Annotated in this window: 23 protein-coding genes and 2 riboswitches; of the genes, 15 read left to right on the plus strand and 8 right to left on the minus strand. The window is 50.3% G+C overall.

Annotated elements, in window-relative coordinates; all coding sequences use genetic code 11:
* Positions 1-14: 14 nt before the first annotated feature.
* Together mtnA and mtnK are read right to left on the minus strand one after the other, a co-directional pair.
* Entirely contained in the window at positions 15-1,061 is a 1,047-nt protein-coding gene (mtnA, locus tag ACHA8N_RS03325) for an S-methyl-5-thioribose-1-phosphate isomerase (RefSeq protein WP_393964705.1), read from the minus strand.
* Complete coding sequence (gene mtnK / locus ACHA8N_RS03330; protein ID WP_393964706.1) at positions 1,058-2,227, minus strand: S-methyl-5-thioribose kinase; 1,170 nt, start codon at positions 2,225-2,227, stop codon at positions 1,058-1,060. The genes mtnA and mtnK overlap by 4 nt, the downstream gene beginning before the upstream one ends.
* 78 nt (positions 2,228-2,305) lie before the next feature.
* Positions 2,306-2,408: riboswitch (SAM riboswitch) on the minus strand.
* Between the two features lie 208 nt (positions 2,409-2,616).
* Positions 2,617-2,718, plus strand: a riboswitch (SAM riboswitch).
* A gap of 80 nt (positions 2,719-2,798) precedes the next feature.
* Here mtnK and ACHA8N_RS03335 point away from each other — a divergent pair.
* The 6 genes from ACHA8N_RS03335 (at position 2,799) to ACHA8N_RS03360 (ending at position 7,294) form a co-directional block, all read left to right on the plus strand.
* Positions 2,799-3,989: a 2,3-diketo-5-methylthiopentyl-1-phosphate enolase gene (locus tag ACHA8N_RS03335; protein ID WP_393964707.1), complete on the plus strand. Its 1,191-nt coding sequence runs from the start codon at positions 2,799-2,801 to the stop codon at positions 3,987-3,989.
* Positions 3,986-4,645: a 2-hydroxy-3-keto-5-methylthiopentenyl-1-phosphate phosphatase gene (locus ACHA8N_RS03340; RefSeq protein WP_393964708.1), complete on the plus strand. Its 660-nt coding sequence runs from the start codon at positions 3,986-3,988 to the stop codon at positions 4,643-4,645. The genes ACHA8N_RS03335 and ACHA8N_RS03340 overlap by 4 nt, the downstream gene beginning before the upstream one ends.
* Entirely contained in the window at positions 4,642-5,262 is a 621-nt protein-coding gene (locus ACHA8N_RS03345; RefSeq protein WP_393964709.1) for a methylthioribulose 1-phosphate dehydratase, read from the plus strand. The genes ACHA8N_RS03340 and ACHA8N_RS03345 overlap by 4 nt, the downstream gene beginning before the upstream one ends.
* Positions 5,263-5,277: 15 nt before the next feature.
* Positions 5,278-5,817 carry a 1,2-dihydroxy-3-keto-5-methylthiopentene dioxygenase gene (locus ACHA8N_RS03350; RefSeq protein WP_026833990.1) on the plus strand — a complete coding sequence of 180 codons (540 nt, stop codon included), beginning with the start codon at positions 5,278-5,280 and terminating at the stop codon, positions 5,815-5,817.
* Between the two features lie 142 nt (positions 5,818-5,959).
* On the plus strand, positions 5,960-6,469 hold the full coding sequence (locus ACHA8N_RS03355) for an arsinothricin resistance N-acetyltransferase ArsN1 family A (protein ID WP_147511746.1): 510 nt from the start codon (positions 5,960-5,962) through the stop codon (positions 6,467-6,469).
* 69 nt (positions 6,470-6,538) lie between these two features.
* On the plus strand, positions 6,539-7,294 hold the full coding sequence (locus ACHA8N_RS03360) for an MBL fold metallo-hydrolase (RefSeq protein ID WP_393964710.1): 756 nt from the start codon (positions 6,539-6,541) through the stop codon (positions 7,292-7,294).
* Between the two features lie 55 nt (positions 7,295-7,349).
* Here the strand turns inward: ACHA8N_RS03360 and ACHA8N_RS03365 are convergent, their stop codons facing one another.
* Positions 7,350-8,000 carry a pentapeptide repeat-containing protein gene (locus ACHA8N_RS03365; RefSeq protein ID WP_393964711.1) on the minus strand — a complete coding sequence of 217 codons (651 nt, stop codon included), beginning with the start codon at positions 7,998-8,000 and terminating at the stop codon, positions 7,350-7,352.
* 205 nt (positions 8,001-8,205) lie between these two features.
* Here ACHA8N_RS03365 and ACHA8N_RS03370 point away from each other — a divergent pair, with 205 nt between their 5' ends.
* From ACHA8N_RS03370 to ACHA8N_RS03380, 3 genes are all read left to right on the plus strand, one after another.
* On the plus strand, positions 8,206-9,531 hold the full coding sequence (locus ACHA8N_RS03370; protein ID WP_393964712.1) for a Y-family DNA polymerase: 1,326 nt from the start codon (positions 8,206-8,208) through the stop codon (positions 9,529-9,531).
* Positions 9,515-9,844: a YolD-like family protein gene (locus ACHA8N_RS03375; protein ID WP_393964713.1), complete on the plus strand. Its 330-nt coding sequence runs from the start codon at positions 9,515-9,517 to the stop codon at positions 9,842-9,844. The genes ACHA8N_RS03370 and ACHA8N_RS03375 overlap by 17 nt, the downstream gene beginning before the upstream one ends.
* Before the next feature lie 69 nt (positions 9,845-9,913).
* Complete coding sequence (locus ACHA8N_RS03380) at positions 9,914-10,726, plus strand: ZIP family metal transporter (RefSeq protein WP_035387680.1); 813 nt, start codon at positions 9,914-9,916, stop codon at positions 10,724-10,726.
* Between the two features lie 117 nt (positions 10,727-10,843).
* Here ACHA8N_RS03380 and ACHA8N_RS03385 read toward each other — a convergent pair whose 3' ends face one another.
* The gene (locus ACHA8N_RS03385; RefSeq protein WP_393964714.1) at positions 10,844-12,946 is read right to left on the minus strand and encodes a heavy metal translocating P-type ATPase; all 2,103 of its coding nucleotides are present in this window, start codon (positions 12,944-12,946) and stop codon (positions 10,844-10,846) included.
* A gap of 171 nt (positions 12,947-13,117) precedes the next feature.
* On the opposite strand from ACHA8N_RS03385, the gene ACHA8N_RS03390 reads away from it, so the two are divergent.
* From ACHA8N_RS03390 to ACHA8N_RS03410, 5 genes are all read left to right on the plus strand, one after another.
* Entirely contained in the window at positions 13,118-13,954 is an 837-nt protein-coding gene (locus tag ACHA8N_RS03390) for an undecaprenyl-diphosphate phosphatase (RefSeq protein ID WP_393964715.1), read from the plus strand.
* 107 nt (positions 13,955-14,061) lie between these two features.
* Positions 14,062-14,655: a LemA family protein gene (locus ACHA8N_RS03395; RefSeq protein ID WP_147511739.1), complete on the plus strand. Its 594-nt coding sequence runs from the start codon at positions 14,062-14,064 to the stop codon at positions 14,653-14,655.
* Positions 14,652-15,389, plus strand: coding sequence for a TPM domain-containing protein (locus ACHA8N_RS03400; protein WP_147511738.1), 738 nt, complete (start codon positions 14,652-14,654; stop codon positions 15,387-15,389). Before ACHA8N_RS03395 ends, ACHA8N_RS03400 begins: the two co-directional genes overlap by 4 nt.
* 9 nt (positions 15,390-15,398) lie before the next feature.
* A complete protein-coding gene (locus ACHA8N_RS03405; RefSeq protein WP_393964716.1) occupies positions 15,399-15,671 on the plus strand; it encodes a DUF1294 domain-containing protein in 273 nt (90 codons plus the stop codon).
* A 195-nt stretch (positions 15,672-15,866) separates the two neighbouring features.
* Complete coding sequence (locus tag ACHA8N_RS03410) at positions 15,867-16,829, plus strand: EAL domain-containing protein (protein WP_393964717.1); 963 nt, start codon at positions 15,867-15,869, stop codon at positions 16,827-16,829.
* Positions 16,830-16,876: 47 nt separating this feature from the next.
* On the opposite strand, the gene ACHA8N_RS03415 is transcribed toward ACHA8N_RS03410, so the two are convergent.
* Positions 16,877-17,902 carry an iron-containing alcohol dehydrogenase family protein gene (locus ACHA8N_RS03415; protein ID WP_393964718.1) on the minus strand — a complete coding sequence of 342 codons (1,026 nt, stop codon included), beginning with the start codon at positions 17,900-17,902 and terminating at the stop codon, positions 16,877-16,879.
* 142 nt (positions 17,903-18,044) lie between these two features.
* Between ACHA8N_RS03415 and ACHA8N_RS03420 the strand changes: the two genes are divergently transcribed.
* Positions 18,045-18,869, plus strand: coding sequence for an aldo/keto reductase (locus ACHA8N_RS03420; RefSeq protein ID WP_393964719.1), 825 nt, complete (start codon positions 18,045-18,047; stop codon positions 18,867-18,869).
* An 81-nt stretch (positions 18,870-18,950) separates the two neighbouring features.
* On the opposite strand, the gene ACHA8N_RS03425 is transcribed toward ACHA8N_RS03420, so the two are convergent.
* The 3 genes from ACHA8N_RS03425 to ACHA8N_RS03435 all read right to left on the minus strand — a co-directional run bounded on the left by ACHA8N_RS03425 (position 18,951) and on the right by ACHA8N_RS03435 (position 20,472).
* Positions 18,951-19,706, minus strand: coding sequence for a general stress protein (locus tag ACHA8N_RS03425; RefSeq protein WP_147511734.1), 756 nt, complete (start codon positions 19,704-19,706; stop codon positions 18,951-18,953).
* 122 nt (positions 19,707-19,828) lie between these two features.
* Positions 19,829-20,146 carry a DMT family transporter gene (locus ACHA8N_RS03430; protein WP_028107021.1) on the minus strand — a complete coding sequence of 106 codons (318 nt, stop codon included), beginning with the start codon at positions 20,144-20,146 and terminating at the stop codon, positions 19,829-19,831.
* Entirely contained in the window at positions 20,143-20,472 is a 330-nt protein-coding gene (locus ACHA8N_RS03435; protein WP_393964720.1) for a DMT family transporter, read from the minus strand. Before ACHA8N_RS03435 ends, ACHA8N_RS03430 begins: the two co-directional genes overlap by 4 nt.
* Between the last annotated feature and the right edge of the window lie 111 nt (positions 20,473-20,583).

The following is a 20,583-nucleotide window of genomic DNA, read 5'->3' on the forward strand; positions in this document are numbered from 1 at the left end:
TCTCCCCTGTCTGTTTAAATGGTCTGTTGTCCTACCGTCTGTTCGATTGTTTCCACGCTCGGTCGTTCGATGACGCCCAGTTCCGTGATGATAGCGGTGATAAGTTCGTGCGGTGTCACGTCAAATGCCGGATTAAAGACCGGTACACCCGCAGGCGCCGTCACCTGTCCGGCAAACTGCGTCACTTCCGTCGCTGACCGTTCTTCGATCTCAATCTCGTCGCCTGATAAACTCGTTAAGTCAAACGTCGACAGCGGTGCGGCGACGTAAAATGGAATTCCGAAGGCACGTGCGAGTAACGCCAGCTGGAACGTCCCGATTTTATTGGCCGTATCGCCGTTTCGGGTAATCCGGTCCGCTCCGACGATGATGGCAGTGATCTGCTTTTCCTTGATCGTATGCGCGACCATATTGTCCGTGATCAAGGTGACGTCAATCCCTGCCCGTTGCAACTCCCATGTCGTCAAACGTGCCCCCTGCAACAAAGGCCGTGTTTCCGACGCATAGACGGATAACGGAATGCCTTGCTCCTTCGCGAGATAAAACGGGGCCAGTGCCGTTCCGTAAGCCGCTGTCGCAATCGATCCGGCATTACAAATCGTCAACACCCGGTCATTTGCCTGAAACAACTCCATGGCATGCACACCGATTTGCCGTGACGTCTTGGCATCCGCTTCGTAAAGCGCCACCGCTTTTTGTTCCAGACGTTTCGGCAGTTCTGCAAGCGTCTTTGCCGAAACGATGAGCTGATTCAGTTCGTCGAGCACGTTCCGCAAATTGACGGCGGTCGGCCGGGTGGCCAGTAATTGTGCCGACACCGTCAACAGTTCCTGTTTCACTTCGTCAAGCGATCCTGTCGTCCGAAACGCTTCCTGCACGAGGACGAAACCACCGAATAAACTGATCGCCGGCGCCCCCCGGACACGTAGTTGTTTGATCGCTTCAATCGCCTGCGCCAAATCGTGAATGACTTCATACCGTTCTTCTTCCGGGAGACGGGTTTGGTCCAAGATCGTCACCGTCCCGTTTTCATAGATGATGCTCTGAACGAATTGACTCATCGGCTGAGTTCCTCCGTTACGTCAAAGTTCCGCAGATCCGTAAACGTCTTGCATTCCGTCCGGCGTTTGATCAACGCAGCACCGAGGCGTAACGCATGACGTTTTCGTTCGAGACGAACGGTCAGATCGGTAATCTGTTCCAAGTCCGCGACCGGTGCCAGTCCGATCGTCCGGCGAATCAACTCGCATCCGGCAAATCCAAGCGCGTCTTGTAAAATCGTACTGAGAACATCCTCGACGAGACCGTCCGCTGAACGGAACGGCTCCACCGCTTCCCGCTCCCACAACGCCTTGAACGTCGACGCAAACGTCAGCCAAAACGTATCGATGTCCTTGATCCGTTCGTCGCGCAACCGGTCATAGTCCGGATAAGCGGCAAAAAACAGATGGGCGATGAACTGACCGACATCAAACCCAAACGGTCCGTAAAACGCGAACTCGGGATCGATGACTTTGGTTTCTTCCGCCGAGGCGAAGATGCTGCCTGTATGTAAGTCGCCGTGCAGCAAGGCGTCACCTTTCGTGATGAACAGTGCTTCGAGCTTCGCGACTTCCCGTCTCAGCTCCGCGTCGTTCCAGACCCGGTCGACTTCCGCTTCCAGTCCCGCTTCAATCGCATTTGTTTCCGCGTCATAAAACGGGTCCGTGAAAATCAGTTTCTCCGTGATGTCGCACAGATCCGGATTGTAGTACTGACGGGCGATCTGTTTTTTCGCGACCGGTCCGAGGGCAAAATCCGACGTATAAAACAGTGTCCGGGCCAAATACGAACCGATGTGCTCCGCGAGCAACGGATACTTTTCTCCCTCAAGCAATCCAGCCCGGACGATTGTCAGATGAGACAAGTCTTCCATCACCGTGAAGGCTTCTTCTTTGCTCGCATGGTACACACGCGGGACAAACGGAATCGCAACTTTCGCAAATTCTTTTAACGCTGACTGTTCGATCCATGCCCGTTCGAGCGACAGCGGCCAGCTTTCACCGACGACCTTCGCATACGGTAACGCTTGTTTTAAAATCAGCTGCTGGTTCCCCGCATGAATCCGAAAAACAAGGTTTAAATTGCCGTCGCCGATTTCTTCTGCTGTCACCGGTTCATTACCGATCAGACCGAGTGTCCGGACCCGTTCGATGGCGTCCTGTACTGTAAATGCTTGATATCCCATTCTAGTTTCCCCCTTGATGATCACACGAAAAAACGCCCCTTTTCGTCAAAGAAAAGAGGCGCAGTAGAATACTCCGTCCTCTTATCTCTCAGACGAATGTCTGTTGGATGTAGCACCGTGCCGGATGGTCGGTTGCTGCGGCGTCTTCGGGCCAATTCCCTCTGCCAACTCACGATAAGAGTCATATGTAGTTGTCGTGTGGTTTGATGTTGATTTGAATACTACGTGCGCCGACCACCCTCTGTCAATTCCAATTTTTAGTGAAATGGATGCAAAAATGCTACCGTCTATAGAAGAAGTATTTTCAAAAAAATAAATTTTCAAAATATAGTTTGACAAGTAACCATTCTCGTGTAAAAATTGCAATTAGATTTCACAATTTCATCCAATTCTTATCAAGAGCAGACGGAGGGACAAGCCCTACGATGTCGCAGCAACCGACCACTTGGCACGGTGCTAATTCTTGCAGCTAATACGCTGACAGATAAGAGTCCACGCGCAATTTTTCATGGTCTCTTGTCATTGACGAGGGACCATTTTTGTATTTTTTAACAAGGGAGAGACGACGATCATGGCGTACATTACCGCAACTTACCAACTCGGCGTGACCGATCAGTTACCAAAACGGGCAGAGCAAATCGCCCTCGGTCTGACGGTCGGCTCATGGACCGATTTGAATCATTTGGAACAACAACAGCTTGAATCCTTTAAAGGACAAGTCGTCCATACGGAAGAACACGACGGAAAAGGGTATGTCACGATCCGTTATCCGGAACACAACGTCTCACGGGACTTTTCGGCGATTTTGACGACCGTCTTCGGTAAGCTGTCGCTCGACGGTCAAATCAAACTGACGGATCTCCAACTTCCCGCTACGTTCACACCGGATTTTCCCGGTGCTAAATTCGGCATCGAGGGCGTCCGCCAATTGATCCAAGTCCATGACCGTCCTCTGTTGATGAGCATCTTTAAAGGTGTCATCGGACGGGACCTCGTTTTTTTACGGGAACAACTCGAAGCCCAGCTTGCCGGCGGGATTGATCTCGTCAAGGATGACGAGATTTTATACGACAATCCGCTGACACCGTCCATCGACCGGGCGCGCATCGGACGGGAAGTCCTCGATGCGCATTATGAACGGACCGGTAAACGGGCCCTTTATGCGATTACGTTGAGTGGGCCGGTCTTCCGCTTGAAAGAACAGGCGAAACAACTGGTCGAAGCCGGAGCGACAGCCCTCCTGCTCAACACGTTTACATACGGACTCGACGTCTTGCGGGAACTGGCAGCCGATCCGGAAATCCCGGTCCCGATCTTTAATCACCCGGCGTTGAGCGGTGCCTTAATCGCCAGTCCCGAGTACGGAATTGCCGCCCCGGTCCTGCTCGGAACGTTGCCGCGGATTGCCGGTGCCGATTTGACGTTGTTCCCGTCGCCGTACGGGAATGTCGCCCTCGCCAAAGACTTGGCTCGCGGGATTGCCGTCGAAGCGACCCGAATCGGTGAGACCAAAACGATTCTCCCGGTCCCGTCCGCCGGAATCCACCCGGGTCTCGTCGCCCAGCTTGTTCGTGATTTCGGCGTCGATTCCGTCATCAATGCCGGTGGCGGTGTCCACGGTCATCCGCAAGGCGCTGCGGCCGGAGTCACCGCTTTCCGCCAGGCACTCGACGCAGCACTGGCCGGTGAATCACTGACAAGTGCCGCCCACCGGCACGAGGAATTACGTGTCGCCCTCGATGCTTGGGGGATTACGAAATGACGATCCGGATTTTATGTGACTTTGACGGCACGGTAACGGAGCACGATAATATCATCGCCTTGATGCAGGAGTTCGCTCCGCCGGAAAAATTTGAACCGTTAAAACGAGGTGTGCTCGACCGGTCGCTCTCGATCCAGTCCGGCGTCGGACAGATGTTTCAGCTGCTTCCGTCCAGTCAAAAACAAGACTACATTGATTTCTTGACGAAACGGGCGGTCATCCGTCCCGGCTTCGACACCTTACTCGCCTTTGCCAAATCAAACGAGATTGACTTTTCCATCGTCAGCGGCGGGATCGACTTTTTTGTCCAGCCGATTCTTGCGGATGTACTGACGGACGAAGCGATTTATTGCAACGGCAGTGACTTCAGCCAGGAGACGGTTCGAATCGAATGGCCGCATGCCTGCGACGCAGCCTGTACAAATCAATGCGGCTGTTGCAAAACCTCGATCGCCCGGAAGCTGAAGCAGGACGGTGATACGATCATCGCGATCGGCGACTCTGTGACGGATTTTGAACTGGCCAAGCAGGCGGATCACGTTTATGCACGGGATTATCTGATCACACTGTGTGAACAGCACGGCATCCCGTATACACCGTTTGAAAACTTTCATGACATCTTGAATCATCTCCAGACAAAGGTGGTGTACACATGACCTTCTTAAAACGATACGAAGAATTACGTGCCGTCAAACAGGAACTTGCAGCACGCGACTGGTTCCCCGGCACAAGCGGCAATCTCGCCATCCGGACAGCCGATCAACCGACTGAATTTCTCGTGACGGCAAGCGGGAAGGATAAACGGCAGGATACACCGGACGACTTCGTCCATGTCGACGCGTTTGGTCAACTGATCGGCGAACAGACGGGCCGTCCCTCTGCCGAAACGTTGCTCCACGTCGAGGTCTTCAACCGAACGACTGCCGGCTGTTCCCTTCACGTCCATACGGTCGACAACAATGTCATTTCGGAACTGTACGGCGATCAAGGTGAGATTCGGTTTGCCGGTCAGGAAATCATCAAGGCACTTGGCCGTTGGGAAGAAGATGCGGAAGTCCGTGTGCCGATCATCCCGAACCATGCCGACATTCCGACACTTGCCGCTGCCTTTGCAGCGCATGTACATGCCGAGAGCGGCGCTGTCCTGATTCGCAATCACGGTATTACCGTCTGGGCACCGACTGCCTTTGAAGCCAAAAAACAGTTGGAAGCATTCGAGTTTTTGTTCAGTTACACCTTAAAACTACAAACGTGCCGACAGGCGATTCATTAAAAGGAGGAATTTACAATGGCAACAGTACTTTTCCAACAGACAAACGAACGGTATACGGATCAAAACGAGGTGTCTTCATTCCTTGCCTCACGCGGTGTACTCTACGAACAATGGGACGTCTCGAAACTGCCGGCGGAGCTGGTTGAAAACTATACATTAACGGATCAAGACAAACAAACGATTCTCGATACGTTCCAAGCTGAAATCACGGATGTCTCAGAACGCCGCGGTTATCAGACGGCAGATATCATTTCGTTGTCGGATGCGACACCAAACTTGGACGAGTTGCTCGTCAACTTCCAGAAGGAACATCACCATACGGATGATGAAGTCCGTTTCATCGTCAGCGGTCATGGCGTCTTCGCGATCCAGGATGACGAAGTCGGTTATTATAACATCGAGCTGAATCCGGGCGATTTGATTTCCGTCCCGGTCAACACCCGCCACTACTTCACGCTCCAGGACGACCGTCAAGTCGTTGCCGTACGGATTTTCGTGACGACGGATGGTTGGGTGCCGATTTATGAAAAAGACGCACTCGAGACGACCAACTAAAAAGGATTTTTCAGGACAGACTGCTCCGCGGCTTCAAGCCCGGCAGTCTGTTTTTTTGCAATTCCTATCCTACAAACATGCCGCTTGTTTTCGTTTCCTCCTATATAATGAAGAAAAGACTCTCGAACAGGAGGACACGTTCATGATGATTCGACCCGTCCAGGAAGCTGACTTACCGCATATCCTCGCCATCTATAACGAAGGAATCGAAGACCGGATTGCGACGCTTGAAACGGATACCAAGGACCTGTCCTTCATGAAAGACTGGTATCAGGAACGGACGACACGTTACGCCGGCTTCGTCGCGTATGAAGGGACGACGATTCTTGGCTTCATCTCGCTTGATCCCTACAATCCGCGTCCGGTCTATCAATCCGTCGGTGAACTGTCTGTCTACATCACAAGAACCCACCGCGGTCAAGGCATCGGACGACAGCTCTTACGGATCATCGAGGAACACGCGATCACGCAGGGGTTCCATAAATTGATCCTGTTTACCTTTCCGTTTAATAAGTTGGGCCAAAAACTCTATATCCGGTCCGGATTCCGGATTGTCGGGACGTTTAAACAGCAAGGCATGCTCAACGGATACTATGTCGATGTTCTGGCGATGGAAAAGCTGCTTCCGAAGACGATTGACGATCAGATATGATTAGTCCGGCTTCCGAATGGGAAATGAACGAACAGTGAAGCATTCCCAGACAGGAAAGGAAGACTGCCCATGGACATTCAACAAATCCGTAACGCCACACTCGTCGTCACCTATGCCAACCAAGTATTTTTAATCGATCCGTTTCTCGGCGAAAAAGGAACCTTACCGCCGTTTGGTCAAACGCCAAATGCCGTTCCGAATCCGCTCGTCGACTTACCGGTCGACATTTCAACGTTACTTGATCCCGATGCGATTTTCGTGACGCATCTTCATGCCGACCACTTTGATGAAGCGGCGAAGGAGCTTTTGCCAAAACAAATTCCGCTTTACGCCCAAAATGAAGCGGACGCAACGACAATCCGCGAAGCCGGATTCACGAACGTCTCATCGTTTGAGAATGGATTGACGCTTGGCGACATCCGTGTCTCTCACACATCAGGGCAACACGGGGTCGGTGAAATCGGTCAACGGATGGGAACGGTCTCCGGCATCGTCTTGACGCACCCCGACGAGCCGACACTCTACATCACCGGCGATGCGATTTGGTGTAATGAGGTCGAAACCGCCATTGAACAGTATGCGCCTGACATCATCGTCGTCAACAGCGGTGCCGCTCAATTCCTGACCGGTGAGCCGATTACGATGTCCCAGCGCGATTTACTCGCTGTTCATCAAGCCGCCGCTGAGGCGACGATCATCGTCTCGCACCTCGAATCCGTCAATCATTGTTTGCTGCGCCGTGACATGATTGCTGATTTCCTGGCTGCCCATCATCTGTCCGCTCATTTCCTCATTCCGGATGACGGCGAAACGATTTCTTTCTAAAATAAAAACGAAGTCCACCATTCCGGTCTGATCCCGGAAAATGGACTTCGTTTTTTTAGTCGTGGCTTGGAATGACGAGTCCCAGTAATCGTGCGAACGTAATCGCCTGACTTTCCGTGACGATCGCCCCCGGCAGAAACCGCGGGTCGATTGTCAGACCGGACAGATCGGCGTGCCGCAGATCAAGTCCCTGCAACGCGGTCTCCACCCATTGACTCTCCGTCAAATCGACCTCATCGAACCGTAAGTCGATCGGTTTCATCTCGAAAAAATGACTCTCCCGCATCGCCGTCTGTTCAATCGCGACATGACGTAATGCCGTGCGGATGATTTGCGCATAATTTGCCTGACATCCTTTGATTGTCACATGGTCAATCGTGTTCGTTTCAAATTGGACGCCGGTCAAACGACAATCCTCAAAGACGACACGATGGAAACGGCTGTCCTGAAATTGACACCCCGTCAAATCACACTGTTCAAACCGAACGTTTTCAAACGTCGCCCGTTCAAAGACGAGACCCGCGAACGAAACATTCCGAAAGCAGACTTGGTTGGCATCCAACCGGTCCGTCAACTCGATCGGCAACGTCTCTTTTTCATAAATCGTTTGGTACAGGTACGGGTCATCGATTTCGACGTCCGCAAATCTTTCCGGCGTCAAACGACTCGGTAACTCCGGTAACTGAATCAGCTGTTGCTTTTTCATTCAAGTCCCCTTCTTCCTTTTACACTAGTTCTGCCTTCACCAGTGTATCAAAGATTGGCGAACAAGCGGTCGTCTATTTGTCCCGTTTTCTTCTCTACCGCATTAACTCTTTTTTGGATTTTTGATTTGAGACCCATTGAGACCATGATATAGTCAAATTAAAAATAAGAACAAACGTTCTTTTAATGAAAGAGGAGTGTTTGCTGTGTATCCTGAAAGCCCCTTTCCGGATCGACGCATTTTCTGCATCGACAGTGTCTCATTTTATGCCAGTTGTGAATGCCGGTATCGGAACTTACCTCCACTTACAACGAAACTGGCTGTCGTCTCTGACTTAAAACGTTCCGGATCCGTCGTCTTAGCAGCCAGTCCGGCTTTAAAAAAACTTGGAATCAAGACGGCCAGCCGCCTTTATCAGATCGAACAATTGCCGATCCGGGAGCGGAAGCAGATCCTGCTCGTCGAGCCGCAAATGCTGGCCTATATGAAAACATCAATCGAAGTGCTTGATGTGTTGCATCAATTCGCTCCGCCCGATGCCATCCGCATCTATTCCATCGATGAAAACTTTATCGACATGACCGGAACGGAACGTCTTTTCGGGACAGACGATGAAACCGCCAAGGCCATTCAAAGCGCCATTTGGGAGCAAACCGGCATTCCGGTCCGCATCGGCATCGGTCCAAACAATGTCGTCGCGAAACTGGTCCTCGATTTACTCGGAAAACGCGAAGGTATCGCACGGTGCGGCTACGCAGATGTCTCCCGGCTGTTACACGACTTTCCGATTCGAAAGATGTGGGGCGTCGGTCAAAAGATGGAACAGCACTTGCTGGCACTCGGCATCGAAACGATCGGCGATTTGGCGGCCTCCCGTGTCGAAGACCTTCATGAACGGTTTGGTGTGCTCGGAGCCGAACTGTGGCATCACGCATGGGGCATTGACAGTTCACCGACGACGATCGATCCGACGGCATTGTTTCAGACCGAACCTGCTGTGCAGCGAACAATCGGACATGGTGTGACATTGATGCGTGACTACTACCAGTATGAACAGATCCGTTTGGTTCTGGCTGAACTGGCGGGTGACGTCGCGGCCCGGGTCCGCTTCTCCAATCAAGTCGGTTGGACGGTTCACCTGGGTGTCCGCTATTCCCGGCATGTCTTGCGATCCGGTTTTTCCAAACAACTCCGTCTCCCCTATCCGACCGCTGATGAACGGCTTCTGTTGCGTCATCTGCTCCAACTGTTCGAACCGAACTGGATGGAAGGCGAGCCGATTCGTTTTTTGTCGGTTGCACTTGGTCAGCTCACAGCCGATCAGGGGACACTGCAACTGTCGCTGTTTGAAGACAACCGAAAAGTCTGGCGCAGAAAACGGTTGTTAAAAGCGATGGATCGTGTCAATCTGCGGTATGGCAAAGGAACGATCCGTCTCGCCGTGTCCTTCCTTGATACGAGTGTCGCCAAACGCCGGCTCCGGTTCGTCGGCGGTCACCCGGGAGGTGACCTGCATGACACGTTACCGTGACCGCGGAAATCTCAAATGGATTCCGTTTCTGATGCCGGAACACGTTCAACTGCTCAAAGCGTATTATCTCGAAAAACATCGGATTGATTTTCCGGTCATCGATGAACAATTGCAGTATCCATGGCAGTTCCTGCTTGAAGAAGCGTTAATAGAAGGAAACGAGTTGGAAATCACGTATTATAGTGAAAGAGGTTACGTCACGACATCCGGTTTCATCGAACACATTCATCGTGAACACGCGTATGTCGTTCTGCGTGGAGCTTCACGGATTCAAATTCCGTTTGCGGGAATTGTTCGGATTGAAAACGGGTAGAAGAGACAGGAGGCATCGTACCTCGCGCACTTATTTTACGAATCGTGATTGAAAGAAGGAATGATGTAGATGATGGATTGGTTCATCGGACTCCCCGTCGTCCTGCAGGCGTTACTTGCCGGTATGATGACTTGGGGACTGACTGCACTTGGTGCAGCACTTGTATTTGTTTTTACGACCATTGAAAAACGCGTCATGAACATGATGCTTGGTTTTGCCGCCGGCGTCATGATTGCCGCTTCCTTTTGGTCCCTGCTCGCCCCGGCGATCGAGTTTACGGAAAAAGATGGCGGGATTGCCTGGTTACCGGCGGCGCTCGGCTTTCTGGCGGGTGGCTTCTTCGTCCGGCTGCTTGACTTCGTCACCCCCCATCTTCATCTGTCTGCTCCGCTTGAAACAGCCGAAGGTCCGTCGACCGGTTTAAAAAAGACGACCTTATTGTTTCTCGCGATTACTTTACACAACATCCCGGAAGGTTTAGCGATTGGTGTTGCCTTTGGTGCAGCCGCGCTCAACATGGACGGGGCGACAGTCGCCGGCGCATTGACACTCGCGCTTGGGATCGGGATTCAAAACATGCCGGAAGGGGCGGCCTTGTCGATTCCGCTTCGTGGTGAAGGCATGTCACGCCGGCGTGCCTTCAATTATGGACAGTTGTCCGCAATCGTCGAACCGATTGCCGCCATGATCGGTGCAGCTGCCGTCTTCTTCATTCAACCGCTGTTACCGTATGCGTTGGCTTTCGCTGCCGGTGCGATGATCTTTGTCGTTGTCGAAGAATTGATTCCTGAATCACAGGCGGAAAACGGCTCAGACTTGGCCACACTCGGGTTAATGGTCGGATTCACCGTGATGATGATTCTTGACGTCGCATTAGGCTGATCTCTTTTGCTGATTGTTTTCTACGCATTAAAATAAGACGCTGACTCAAAAGTCAGCGTCTACAAAGACAAGGGTGGCAGATTACAATTCTGCCACCCTTGTCTTATTTAAAAAACATCACTTCCGTAAAATCCGCATGGCATTCAAGACCGCAAGAACGGTCACACCGACGTCTGCAAATACTGCTTCCCACATCGTCGCAATCCCGAAGGCACCGAGGAGTAAGAAAACTCCTTTGACACCGAGCGCAAAGATGATGTTCTGATAGACGATTTTCCGGGTGGCACGCGCGACGTGGATCGCTTCCACCAGTTGCTTCGGTTCATCCGTCATTAAGACGACGTCTGCCGCTTCAATCGCGACGTCACTGCCAAGTCCGCCCATCGCGATGCCGACATCGGCCCGTGTCAGAACCGGTGCGTCGTTGATGCCGTCTCCGACGAACGCAACTTTCCCTTTTGCTTGTCGCAAAATTGCTTCCAACTGGTCGACTTTTTGATCCGGCAACAGTTCCGCTTCGATCTGATCGATGCCAACCTGTCGACCGATTCGTTGTGCCGTCTCCTGCCGGTCGCCGGTCAACATGACCGTTCGACGGACACCCAGTTTTTTTAGATCCTGTAAGGCGTCGACCGTGCTGGATTTAATCCGGTCCGCGATCCGGATAAACCCGAGGTACGTTCCATTTTTGGCAACATGGACATACGTCCCGTCTTCCGTCTGATCAAGCGGCGTAAAGCCCAGTTCCTTGAACCAACGGGCGTTCCCCGCCTCCAGCTGATCCGTTCCAAACCGTCCGGTGACACCGGAACCGGCTACTTCCCGGTAGTCTTGTCCCGTCACCGTGACGACACCACGCGTCGCGTACAGGCGTTGGATCGATTTCGCAATCGGATGATTCGAGTGTTGTTCGACCGTCGCAGCCGCCTGCAACAGTTCTTCGTCCGATCCACTTGCCGGACGCAGTTCGACGACTTCAAACACCCCTTCTGTCAAAGTCCCGGTTTTATCGAACACGACCGTATCCAACCGTTGCAACGCTTCAAGGTGGTTCCCTCCTTTAACGAGAATCCCCCGTTTTGAAGCAGCACCAATCCCGCTGAAGAATCCTAACGGAATCGAAATGACAAGCGCACACGGACAGCTGATGACCAGGAAGACAAGTGCCCGATAAATCCAGTCTCCCCATGTCGCCCCGCTGATCAGGAGTGGTGGCACGACCGCGAGCAATGTTGCAATCACAACGACGACAGGTGTGTAGACACGCGCGAAGCGAGTGATGAATTTTTCTGTTGGTGCTTTATGACGCGACGCGTTTTCCACTAAATCAAGAATTTTAGCAACCGTTGACTCGCCATAGCGGCGGTCGACTTGAATCAACAGATGTCCATCCGTATTGATCGTCCCGGCTAAAATCGAATCAGACGGTCGGACCCGCCGCGGGACCGACTCGCCAGTCAGAGCGGTTGTGTCGATGAAGGCTTCCCCTTCAAGGACGGTTCCGTCCAAAGGGATTTTTTCGCCTGCCCGGACCAGAATCTGCTGACCAATCGTCACCTGATCCGGCCGGACCTGTCGTCCGTCTGCAAGCGTCGCGACATCCGGGCGAATGTCCATCAGTTCAGCAATCGATTTCCGGGATTGATCCACCGCACGATGTTGGAAAAACTCACCGATTTGATAAAACAGCATCACGGCGACGGCTTCCGGATATTCACCAATCAAAAACGCACCGATCGTCGCAATGAACATCAGGAAGTTCTCGTCAAACACCTGTCCGTGTCGTATGTTCCGGACGGCCGTTCGCAAGACATCCCATCCGATCAACAAGTACGCGATCGCAAAAAATAGAAGGTCAATTGATCCCGGGACGAGATACGCCACGGCGAAGGACAGCAGACCCACACCATATTGATTTTTTTTCGTCCGATTCAAGAACGGTCCGTGCTCATGGTGATGACCGTGATCGTCCTCGCTGTCTGGTGCATCCGGTCGCGTGAGCACAACATTTGGTTCCAGTTCCTGGACTCGATTAACGACCGCGCGATAGGTATCGTCGAGTATTGCTTCTTTTTCGTACGTCAGATACAGTTTTTGCCCGGCAAAATCCAAATTGGCTTGCTCGATGCCGTTAACGTTTGAAACACCGCGTTCGACTTTGGCTGCACAGTTGGCACAATCAATTCCGGTCACGTGAAGTCGTTCTGTTTTGGTTTCCATCTTCTCACCTCATTCAAACGATTGTTTGATTATAAAATCAGTGTACTCCCTTTTTCCGTCTGCGACAAGTCATATTTACCTCAGACCTGCGCCCGATATTTTGATTCGTTCTATCTCAGAAGAATAAAACATGATATGTTTTTATATAGAAAAATATAGAAGGAGAATAACATGACTATCATTGAATTACTTAAAGCACTTTTGCTCGGTTTCGTCGAAGGGATGACGGAATTTGCTCCTGTCTCCTCGACCGGACATATGATCATCGTTGATGATATGTGGCTCCAAACGACAGAATTTTTAGGGAAGTACTCAGCCAACACGTTTAAGATTGTCATCCAGTTGGGATCAATCCTCGCCGTCATCGTCGTCTTTTGGAAACGACTGTTCAGCTTAATCGGTCTTTACAAAATTGAAGGCGAACATGACGCAACGGGTACACACAAATTGAAATTACGTCACGTCTTAATCGGTTTACTACCAGCAGCCTTTCTTGGTCTGTTGTTTGAAGACTTCATTGATGAGAATCTCTTCTCGATCGATACGGTTATCATCGGTCTTGCCGCCGGTGCCATCTTGATGATTGCAGCTGATAAATTCGGACCAAAAGAACCGAAAACCACAACGCTTGACCAAATTTCGTACCGACAAGCAGCACTCGTCGGGCTGTTCCAATGTATCTCGCTCTGGCCCGGTTTCTCTCGGTCCGGCTCAACGATTTCCGGAGGGGTCTTCCTCGGGATGAATCACCGGACGGCAGCGGACTTCACCTTCATCATGGCTGTTCCGATCATGTTCGGTGCGAGTGCCTTGTCACTCTTCAAGAACTGGGAGTATATCAAAGTAGCAGACCTTGGATTTTATGCAGTCGGTTTCATCGCTTCATTCGCTTTTGCATTGTTGTCGATCCGTTTCTTCTTGAAACTGATCAATAAAATCAAACTTGTTCCGTTTGCGATCTATCGTCTCGTCTTGGCAGCAGTTCTTGCGGTCATCGTCTATCTGTAATCTTCAAACTACCAGCAAACCGCTGGTAGTTTTTCATTTTCATGAAACTAATTAAGAGTGATTAGGGTATATATAGTTGAGATACAGAAAAAGGAGTGAACGTAGTTATGGCACGTAGAAATCGTGGAGGATCCAAGTTACCTCTCATCATCGGGATTGCCGTCGTCGTCCTCATCGCATTTTTGGCGATTGGACAGTACAACAGTCTCGTCAACGTCGAAGAAGACGTTTCAAACAAATGGTCACAAGTCGATAATCAGATTAAACGCCGAGCGGATTTAATTCCGAATCTCGTCGAGACGGTTAAAGGTGTCGCCGGTCAGGAAGAAAAAGTCTACGGTGATATCGCCAAGGCACAAGCAGGTTTAGCGCGTGCTGCTTCGACAGAACAACGGATTGAAGCCGATCAGCAAGTCACGTCATCCCTTCGCGGATTGATTGCCTTGCAAACGACGTATCCGGAACTCAAATCAAGCGAACGGTTCCAATCGTTGATGGATACACTGGAAGGAACAGAAAACCGCCTTGGTATCGCACGAAAAGATTATAATGATGCCGTGACCGTCTACAACAAAAAACGTCGCAGTTTCCCAACTTCGCTTTATGCTTCGGCGTTTGGTTTTGAGAAAAAACCATATTATGAAATCTCAGAAAGTGACCGTGAAAATCCAACGGTTGACTTCAATAGTGATTCGAAATGATTTGGCGAAGAACGCGACTGCTTTTCACCGCGTTCCTCGTCTTCTTCCTTCTGACTCCGACTGCCGAAGCCGTGTCAGAACGCACGGGCGCAGCATTCTTCATCCAAGATGATGCCCAGCTGCTGTCTGCGTCGGAAGAAGCGGAACTCGCTCGTCTCGGTCAAGAACTCGAACAGTATACGACGGCACAAGTCGTCCTGAAGACCGTCCCTGATTTAAAAGGACAGGATTTAAGCACGTATGCCAATGAGACATTCCGGGCACAGGGCATCGGTCAAGCCGGAAAAGATAACGGAGTGCTCGTCGTCGTGGCTCCAAACGAACAAGACCGAAATTTTCGAATCGAAGTCGGTTATAAGTTGGAAGGCATCTTGACGGATATTACAGCCGGACGGATTCTCGACAAGTACGCGGTTCCGTACCGTGATCAAGGCGAGTATGGCAAGGCGGCTTCCGAAACATACAAAGCCGTCGTCAGCGTCATCTCAAAAGAACAGTCGCTTGAATCACAAGATCCGGTTAAACAAACTAACGACAGCGGGTTGAGCACGTGGGTAAAAGTCTTGATCGGTGCCGGTCTCGTTCTCTTATTACTCCTCGACATGAAGTTCACCGGCGGCATGTTCTTCTTTGCAATCATCAACCTGTTCTCTGCCATCATGCGAGGCGGTGGTGGTGGCGGTGGCAGTCGTGGTGGTGGCGGAAGTTCCGGCGGCGGTGGCGCAGAAAGGTAAGGATTTAGCATGACAGTTTACTCGAGTATCCTTTTATTTTACGGCGTGATGACCGTGATCGGATTTGTTTCGATGTGGCGGGATAAACGCCAAGCAAAACAACGGGCATGGCGGACACCGGAAGCCACCTTATTGACGATCGCTTTTCTCGGTGGTGCGCTCGGGACATTGCTTGCGATGCAACTTGTCCGTCATAAAACACGGACCGCTAAGTTTCAGTTGTTCGTCCCACTCGCGATTTTACTCCATGCGACCGTCTGGATTTTATGGATCCGGTCGTGATGCTTTAGATTCTGTACTAATCAACCGATAAAAAAGAGAGACGAATTCGTCTCTCTTTTTTTACTTTGGTCAATGGAGACCTAAATGTTTGATATCCGGTTTATGAATAGATTATCTTTGGGTAAAGATTTTAACCAATTTAATAAATACATCTTTATCATATGTATTTGAAATAAGAGAGGTGGACACCCATTCATGTGGCATCCTTGCGCCGAATGTACAACGACAATTCGTTTTATCGAGACTGGTTCTCTACATATCCAGTCACCTGCATCCGAAGTGTTTTCCTACGCTTCTTTTGAAGAGCTGGAACAATTACTCACATCAACTTTACGTATTGCTGACTTCCCGGTCTCCTGTCGGGCCGTTGGATCACGTCTCGCCACACCGGTTCTCGCTGCTTCTGCTCTACTGGAACAGTTACACAACCGGCAGGCGATTGATTTCATTCAAAATGGAATCATGACCAGTCATCTGCAACCGATTTTTAACATTCAGGACAACACCTTATTTGCCAATGAAGCGTTGCTTCGGGCAGCAGACGAAAATGTCTCGATGTCGCCTGGTCTGCTTTTCTCGACCGCTTCGAAGATGGGACTTCACTCGAGACTCGATCAACGGGCACGCGAGGAAGCCATCCGTGCTACCCATTTGGTCGGCGGAACGGAAAAGACATTTATTAATTTCCTTCCTTCAACGATCTACAATCCGGAATATTGTCTGCGCCATACGTTCGAAATCGTCGAACGATACAATGTCGACCCTAGCCGACTGGTATTCGAAGTTGTCGAGACGGAAAAAATCGAAGACGTCAATCATTTAAAGCACGTTTTTGAACAGTATAAAAAACAAGGTATCCAAGTCGCACTGGACGATGTCGGTGCCGGATTCTCGACGCTCGACATGTTGTCTCTCTTGCAACCCGATTACATTAAAATTGACCGTGCCTTCATCTCCCATTGCGATACAGTCGCGGAAAATGAAGCTTTCTTACGAAAAGCACGCTATTTAACAAAAGAGATGGGCATTCAAATTCTTGCAGAAGGCATCGAACGCCAAGAAGAACTCGACCTCTGCCGGGAACTTGGCTTTGATTTCGGACAAGGATACCTGCTTGGTCGTCCTGCGCCTTATCACCAGTTCGCTAAAGCACAATAACAAATCCTGCTCCCGGTAATCCGGGTGCAGGATTTTTTAACGTGTCCTCAATGCGAACGAACGGCTTGTTGATCGTTTTTCATTAAAGTTGCCAACATCGTACGGGGAGACAGGTCCGTCTCGATCAATTGACAGAGGGGTTCTTGATCAATTCGTTCCGCCAAGTTTTCTCGCTCCGACTCCGTCAAACCAAGTTCTGCACTTGTCGTCGGTTGCTGATTGTCTCTTAAATAGTGCTGCAACTCTTCGTAAGACTGTGTTTCACCAAGCAATAATTCCTGGACCAACAAGCCATACCCGACTTTGCTTCCATGGAGGATTGTTTTGGTTGAAGGGAACGGTGATAATGCGTTGTGGACACCGTGTCCGATCGCCCCGCGCGTCGCTTCGTCACCAAATCCACCGACACTTCCAGCAAGCGGAATGACCGTCTCCACCAAGTGTTGGATCGATGACGGATAGGCTTTAAATTGTTCCGGACTGATCGGCGTCCGCAAAATCAGCGCTTTACAGTGTTCGGCCATCCGTAACGCGGACTCGACAACCGGATCGTCTGCCATTGTACCGCTGAGGGCGCGTGCCTCATACCACTTGGCTAACGTATCAACGAGTCCGGCAACAAAATAATCGTATGGACTATTGGCAAGAATCCGGTGATCGAGCAACAAAGCTTCGATGACGACGGGAATCGTATCAAACCGCACGTACTGTCCCTGCTGATCATACATGACACTGAGCGGTGTCCACGGGGCACAGTTTGAAACAAGGGTCGGAATGACGATCAAGGGACGATTTTGTTTGACGGCGACCTGCTTTGCCGTATCAATCAATGATCCTCCGCCAACGGCGACGATGACTTCGTACGCGGCACATTTTTCTGCCAACCGTTCGACTTGTTGATCCGTACAATGTCCGCTGAACTCGATTTTTGGCAGTTCCGGAAGATAGGCCCGGGCGGCTTCCAGTGCCTGTTTCCCGTGCAGCATGACGGCTTTTCTGTCAGCCAACAGTGTCATGAGTCGATCGACCGCCCGTTCTTCATGTATGTATTGCAAAACTGCTTGACGAATCATCGTTACCCCTCATTCCATTATTTGTTAACGCTCAGTATACGGAAGTCCATCGCTGAGTTCAACCCTTCGTTTGATTCGATTTTCAGCAACAGAAGGCGTACACTAAATAAGCAGAACATCGCTGAACTAAGGGGGATTCAAAATGGAATTCATCACATTAAACAACGGACTTGTCATGCCGCAACTCGGGTACGGTGTTTTTAAAGTACCGGAACAAGAGGTCTATGAAGCGGTACGAGAAGCACTACAGGCCGGTTACCGGTCAATCGATACGGCAATGATTTATGAGAACGAAGCCGGTGTCGGACGCGCTTTGCGGGATTCAGGAATTCCCCGGGAAGATATCTTTTTGACGACGAAAGTCTGGAACAAAGATCAAGGTTATGATCAAACGCTTGCCGCTTTTGAAACAAGTCTGCAAAAACTCGGTGTTGATTATGTCGATTTATACTTGATTCATTGGCCGATGCCGGATGAGGATTTATACATGGACACATGGCGCGCCCTCGAGCATCTCTATGCAGAAGGAAAAACTAAAGCCATCGGTGTCTCGAACTTCCACATTCCGCATCTCAAACGGGTTCTCGAAGAAGGAACGATTGTGCCTGCCGTCAATCAAATCGAACTGCATCCGTTCCTGAGTCAGGAAGCGATTCGTTCGTTTTGCCGGGAACACGGCATCTTCGTCGAAGCATGGAGTCCACTGATGAAGGGACGCGATGCCTTGACAGAACCGGTCATCACAGAGATTGCGATGCACCATGACAAGACGCCTGCTCAAGTTGTTCTCCGTTGGCACTTGCAACATGAGATCATCGCCATTCCAAAATCCGTCACTCCAAGCCGGATCCAGGAAAACCTGGACGTATTTGACTTTGTGTTATCGGCGGATGAGATGAAACACATCGATCAATTGAACCGCAATGAACGGACCGGTTCTAATCCGGATGACATGCATAAAAAATAAGATAAAAAATCAAGGTGGCAGATTTGAAATCTGCCACCTTGATCTGTTTTACAAGTGATTTTTCAACTCATCACTTTTTGATTAACGATCCAAGTTATTTCCGTGATCTTGTTTCGCCAAATCGTCCGAGCGATCGGCAGAACGGTTTGGACGATGAAGATCCTCTTTGTCATCCGTTTTCTCGTCTTCGTGACGTGCTTTTTGTTCTTCCCACTCCGGACGTTTAAAATCATCGTCTCGGCGCATAGCCACGTCCGGTTCACGGTTACCATCCAATTTTGCATGATCAATCGCTTTCTCGTCTTGCGGCATTTTGTCAGTGCCGGCACGATGCAAATCAATTTTCGCATGTTCTTCTTTTGAATCCTTATCGACGTCAAGCGGATTCCCTGATCCCAATTGGGCGTTGGAGTTCGCATCGTCTGATGTATGCGTCTCTTCATAGCTGCCGTAACGTACTTTGACGTCCGGATGTGTATTGTCTGTATTTAGATGAGGATCAAACTGAATGTCCTGGACTTCGAGTAACAAGACGAATCCGCCGCCTTCGACTTCCGTTTTATGGACTTCGACTTGATCTGCCGGTAAATCGAGTGACCCAAACAAATTGTCCACTTCTTGGTCACGTCCGTGATTGCCGCGGATTCGATCAATCCATGACGGTTTCGTCGTCGCGATCTCTGCGTCCATTTGACTGCGGACAAGTTGCAGGTTCGATTTCTCTTTGACGATGATATAAAAATCTTCTTCGCGATGACCTTGCTGATGCAACTCATCCATTTTCGAGATCAATTCTTCTTCTTTATAAAACGTTCCGATATACTGTTTTGTCTTCATACCGATCCATCCCCTTATGCACAATTTTAATGACGTACTGTCTTATAAGGAGTATTTCCTTTTTCCAACTAAAATATGCCACCAAGTCGGCTCGGATGAGAAAAGTAATCTAAATGATATGTTTATTCCCCAATCAGCTTTAATCCGATGGTCGCACTGATGATCAAACCGATACAGACCAACCGTTTCCAGTCTTTCGCTTCCTTGTAAAAGATCATACTGAGAATCGTACCGCCGGCTGCCCCGATTCCGGTCCAAACCGCGTATGCCGTTCCCATCGGCAGTTCATTCATCGCCAAGGTCAGGAATAAAAAACTGAACCCGAAACCGGCAAACATCAAAATCAGGTTTTTCGCGTTTTTCTGCTGATTAAACGTATTGATCAAGACAACACCTAACATTTCAAATAAACCCGCCAAAATCAAATAGAACCAACTCATTGTTTTTCACCCTCCCCACTGACTAACTTCAGACCAATGACACCAACAAGTAAAACGGCAATCAACATCAACTTGATGAGCGACGCGGATTGACCAAACAACAGAATGTCGGTCAATACAGTGCCGGCTGTTCCCAGTCCGACGAAGACGGCATAGACCGTTCCGACCGGCAGATGATTACTGACTTTAATCAACACGGTGAAACTGACGATGATGCTGATGATCGTCGCCCCCCACTCGAGCGGTGTCGCTGCGTGTTTTAATCCGATGACCCAGCCGACTTCAAAAAAAGACGCCAGGACGATACTTAACCAATATTTTGTCATGTTATTTCCTCCTCACAGATGCTGGTTCAAACAAAAAAGCCCGGGAGTAAGCGTAAAAAAACGCTTTACTCCCGGGCTTTTATCCCTCCGTTGCATGAGGTGTCCCTCATG

The organism is Exiguobacterium sp. S22-S28 (genome assembly GCF_043359615.1).
In the GTDB taxonomy this organism is placed as follows: Bacteria; Bacillota; Bacilli; order Exiguobacteriales; family Exiguobacteriaceae; genus Exiguobacterium_A.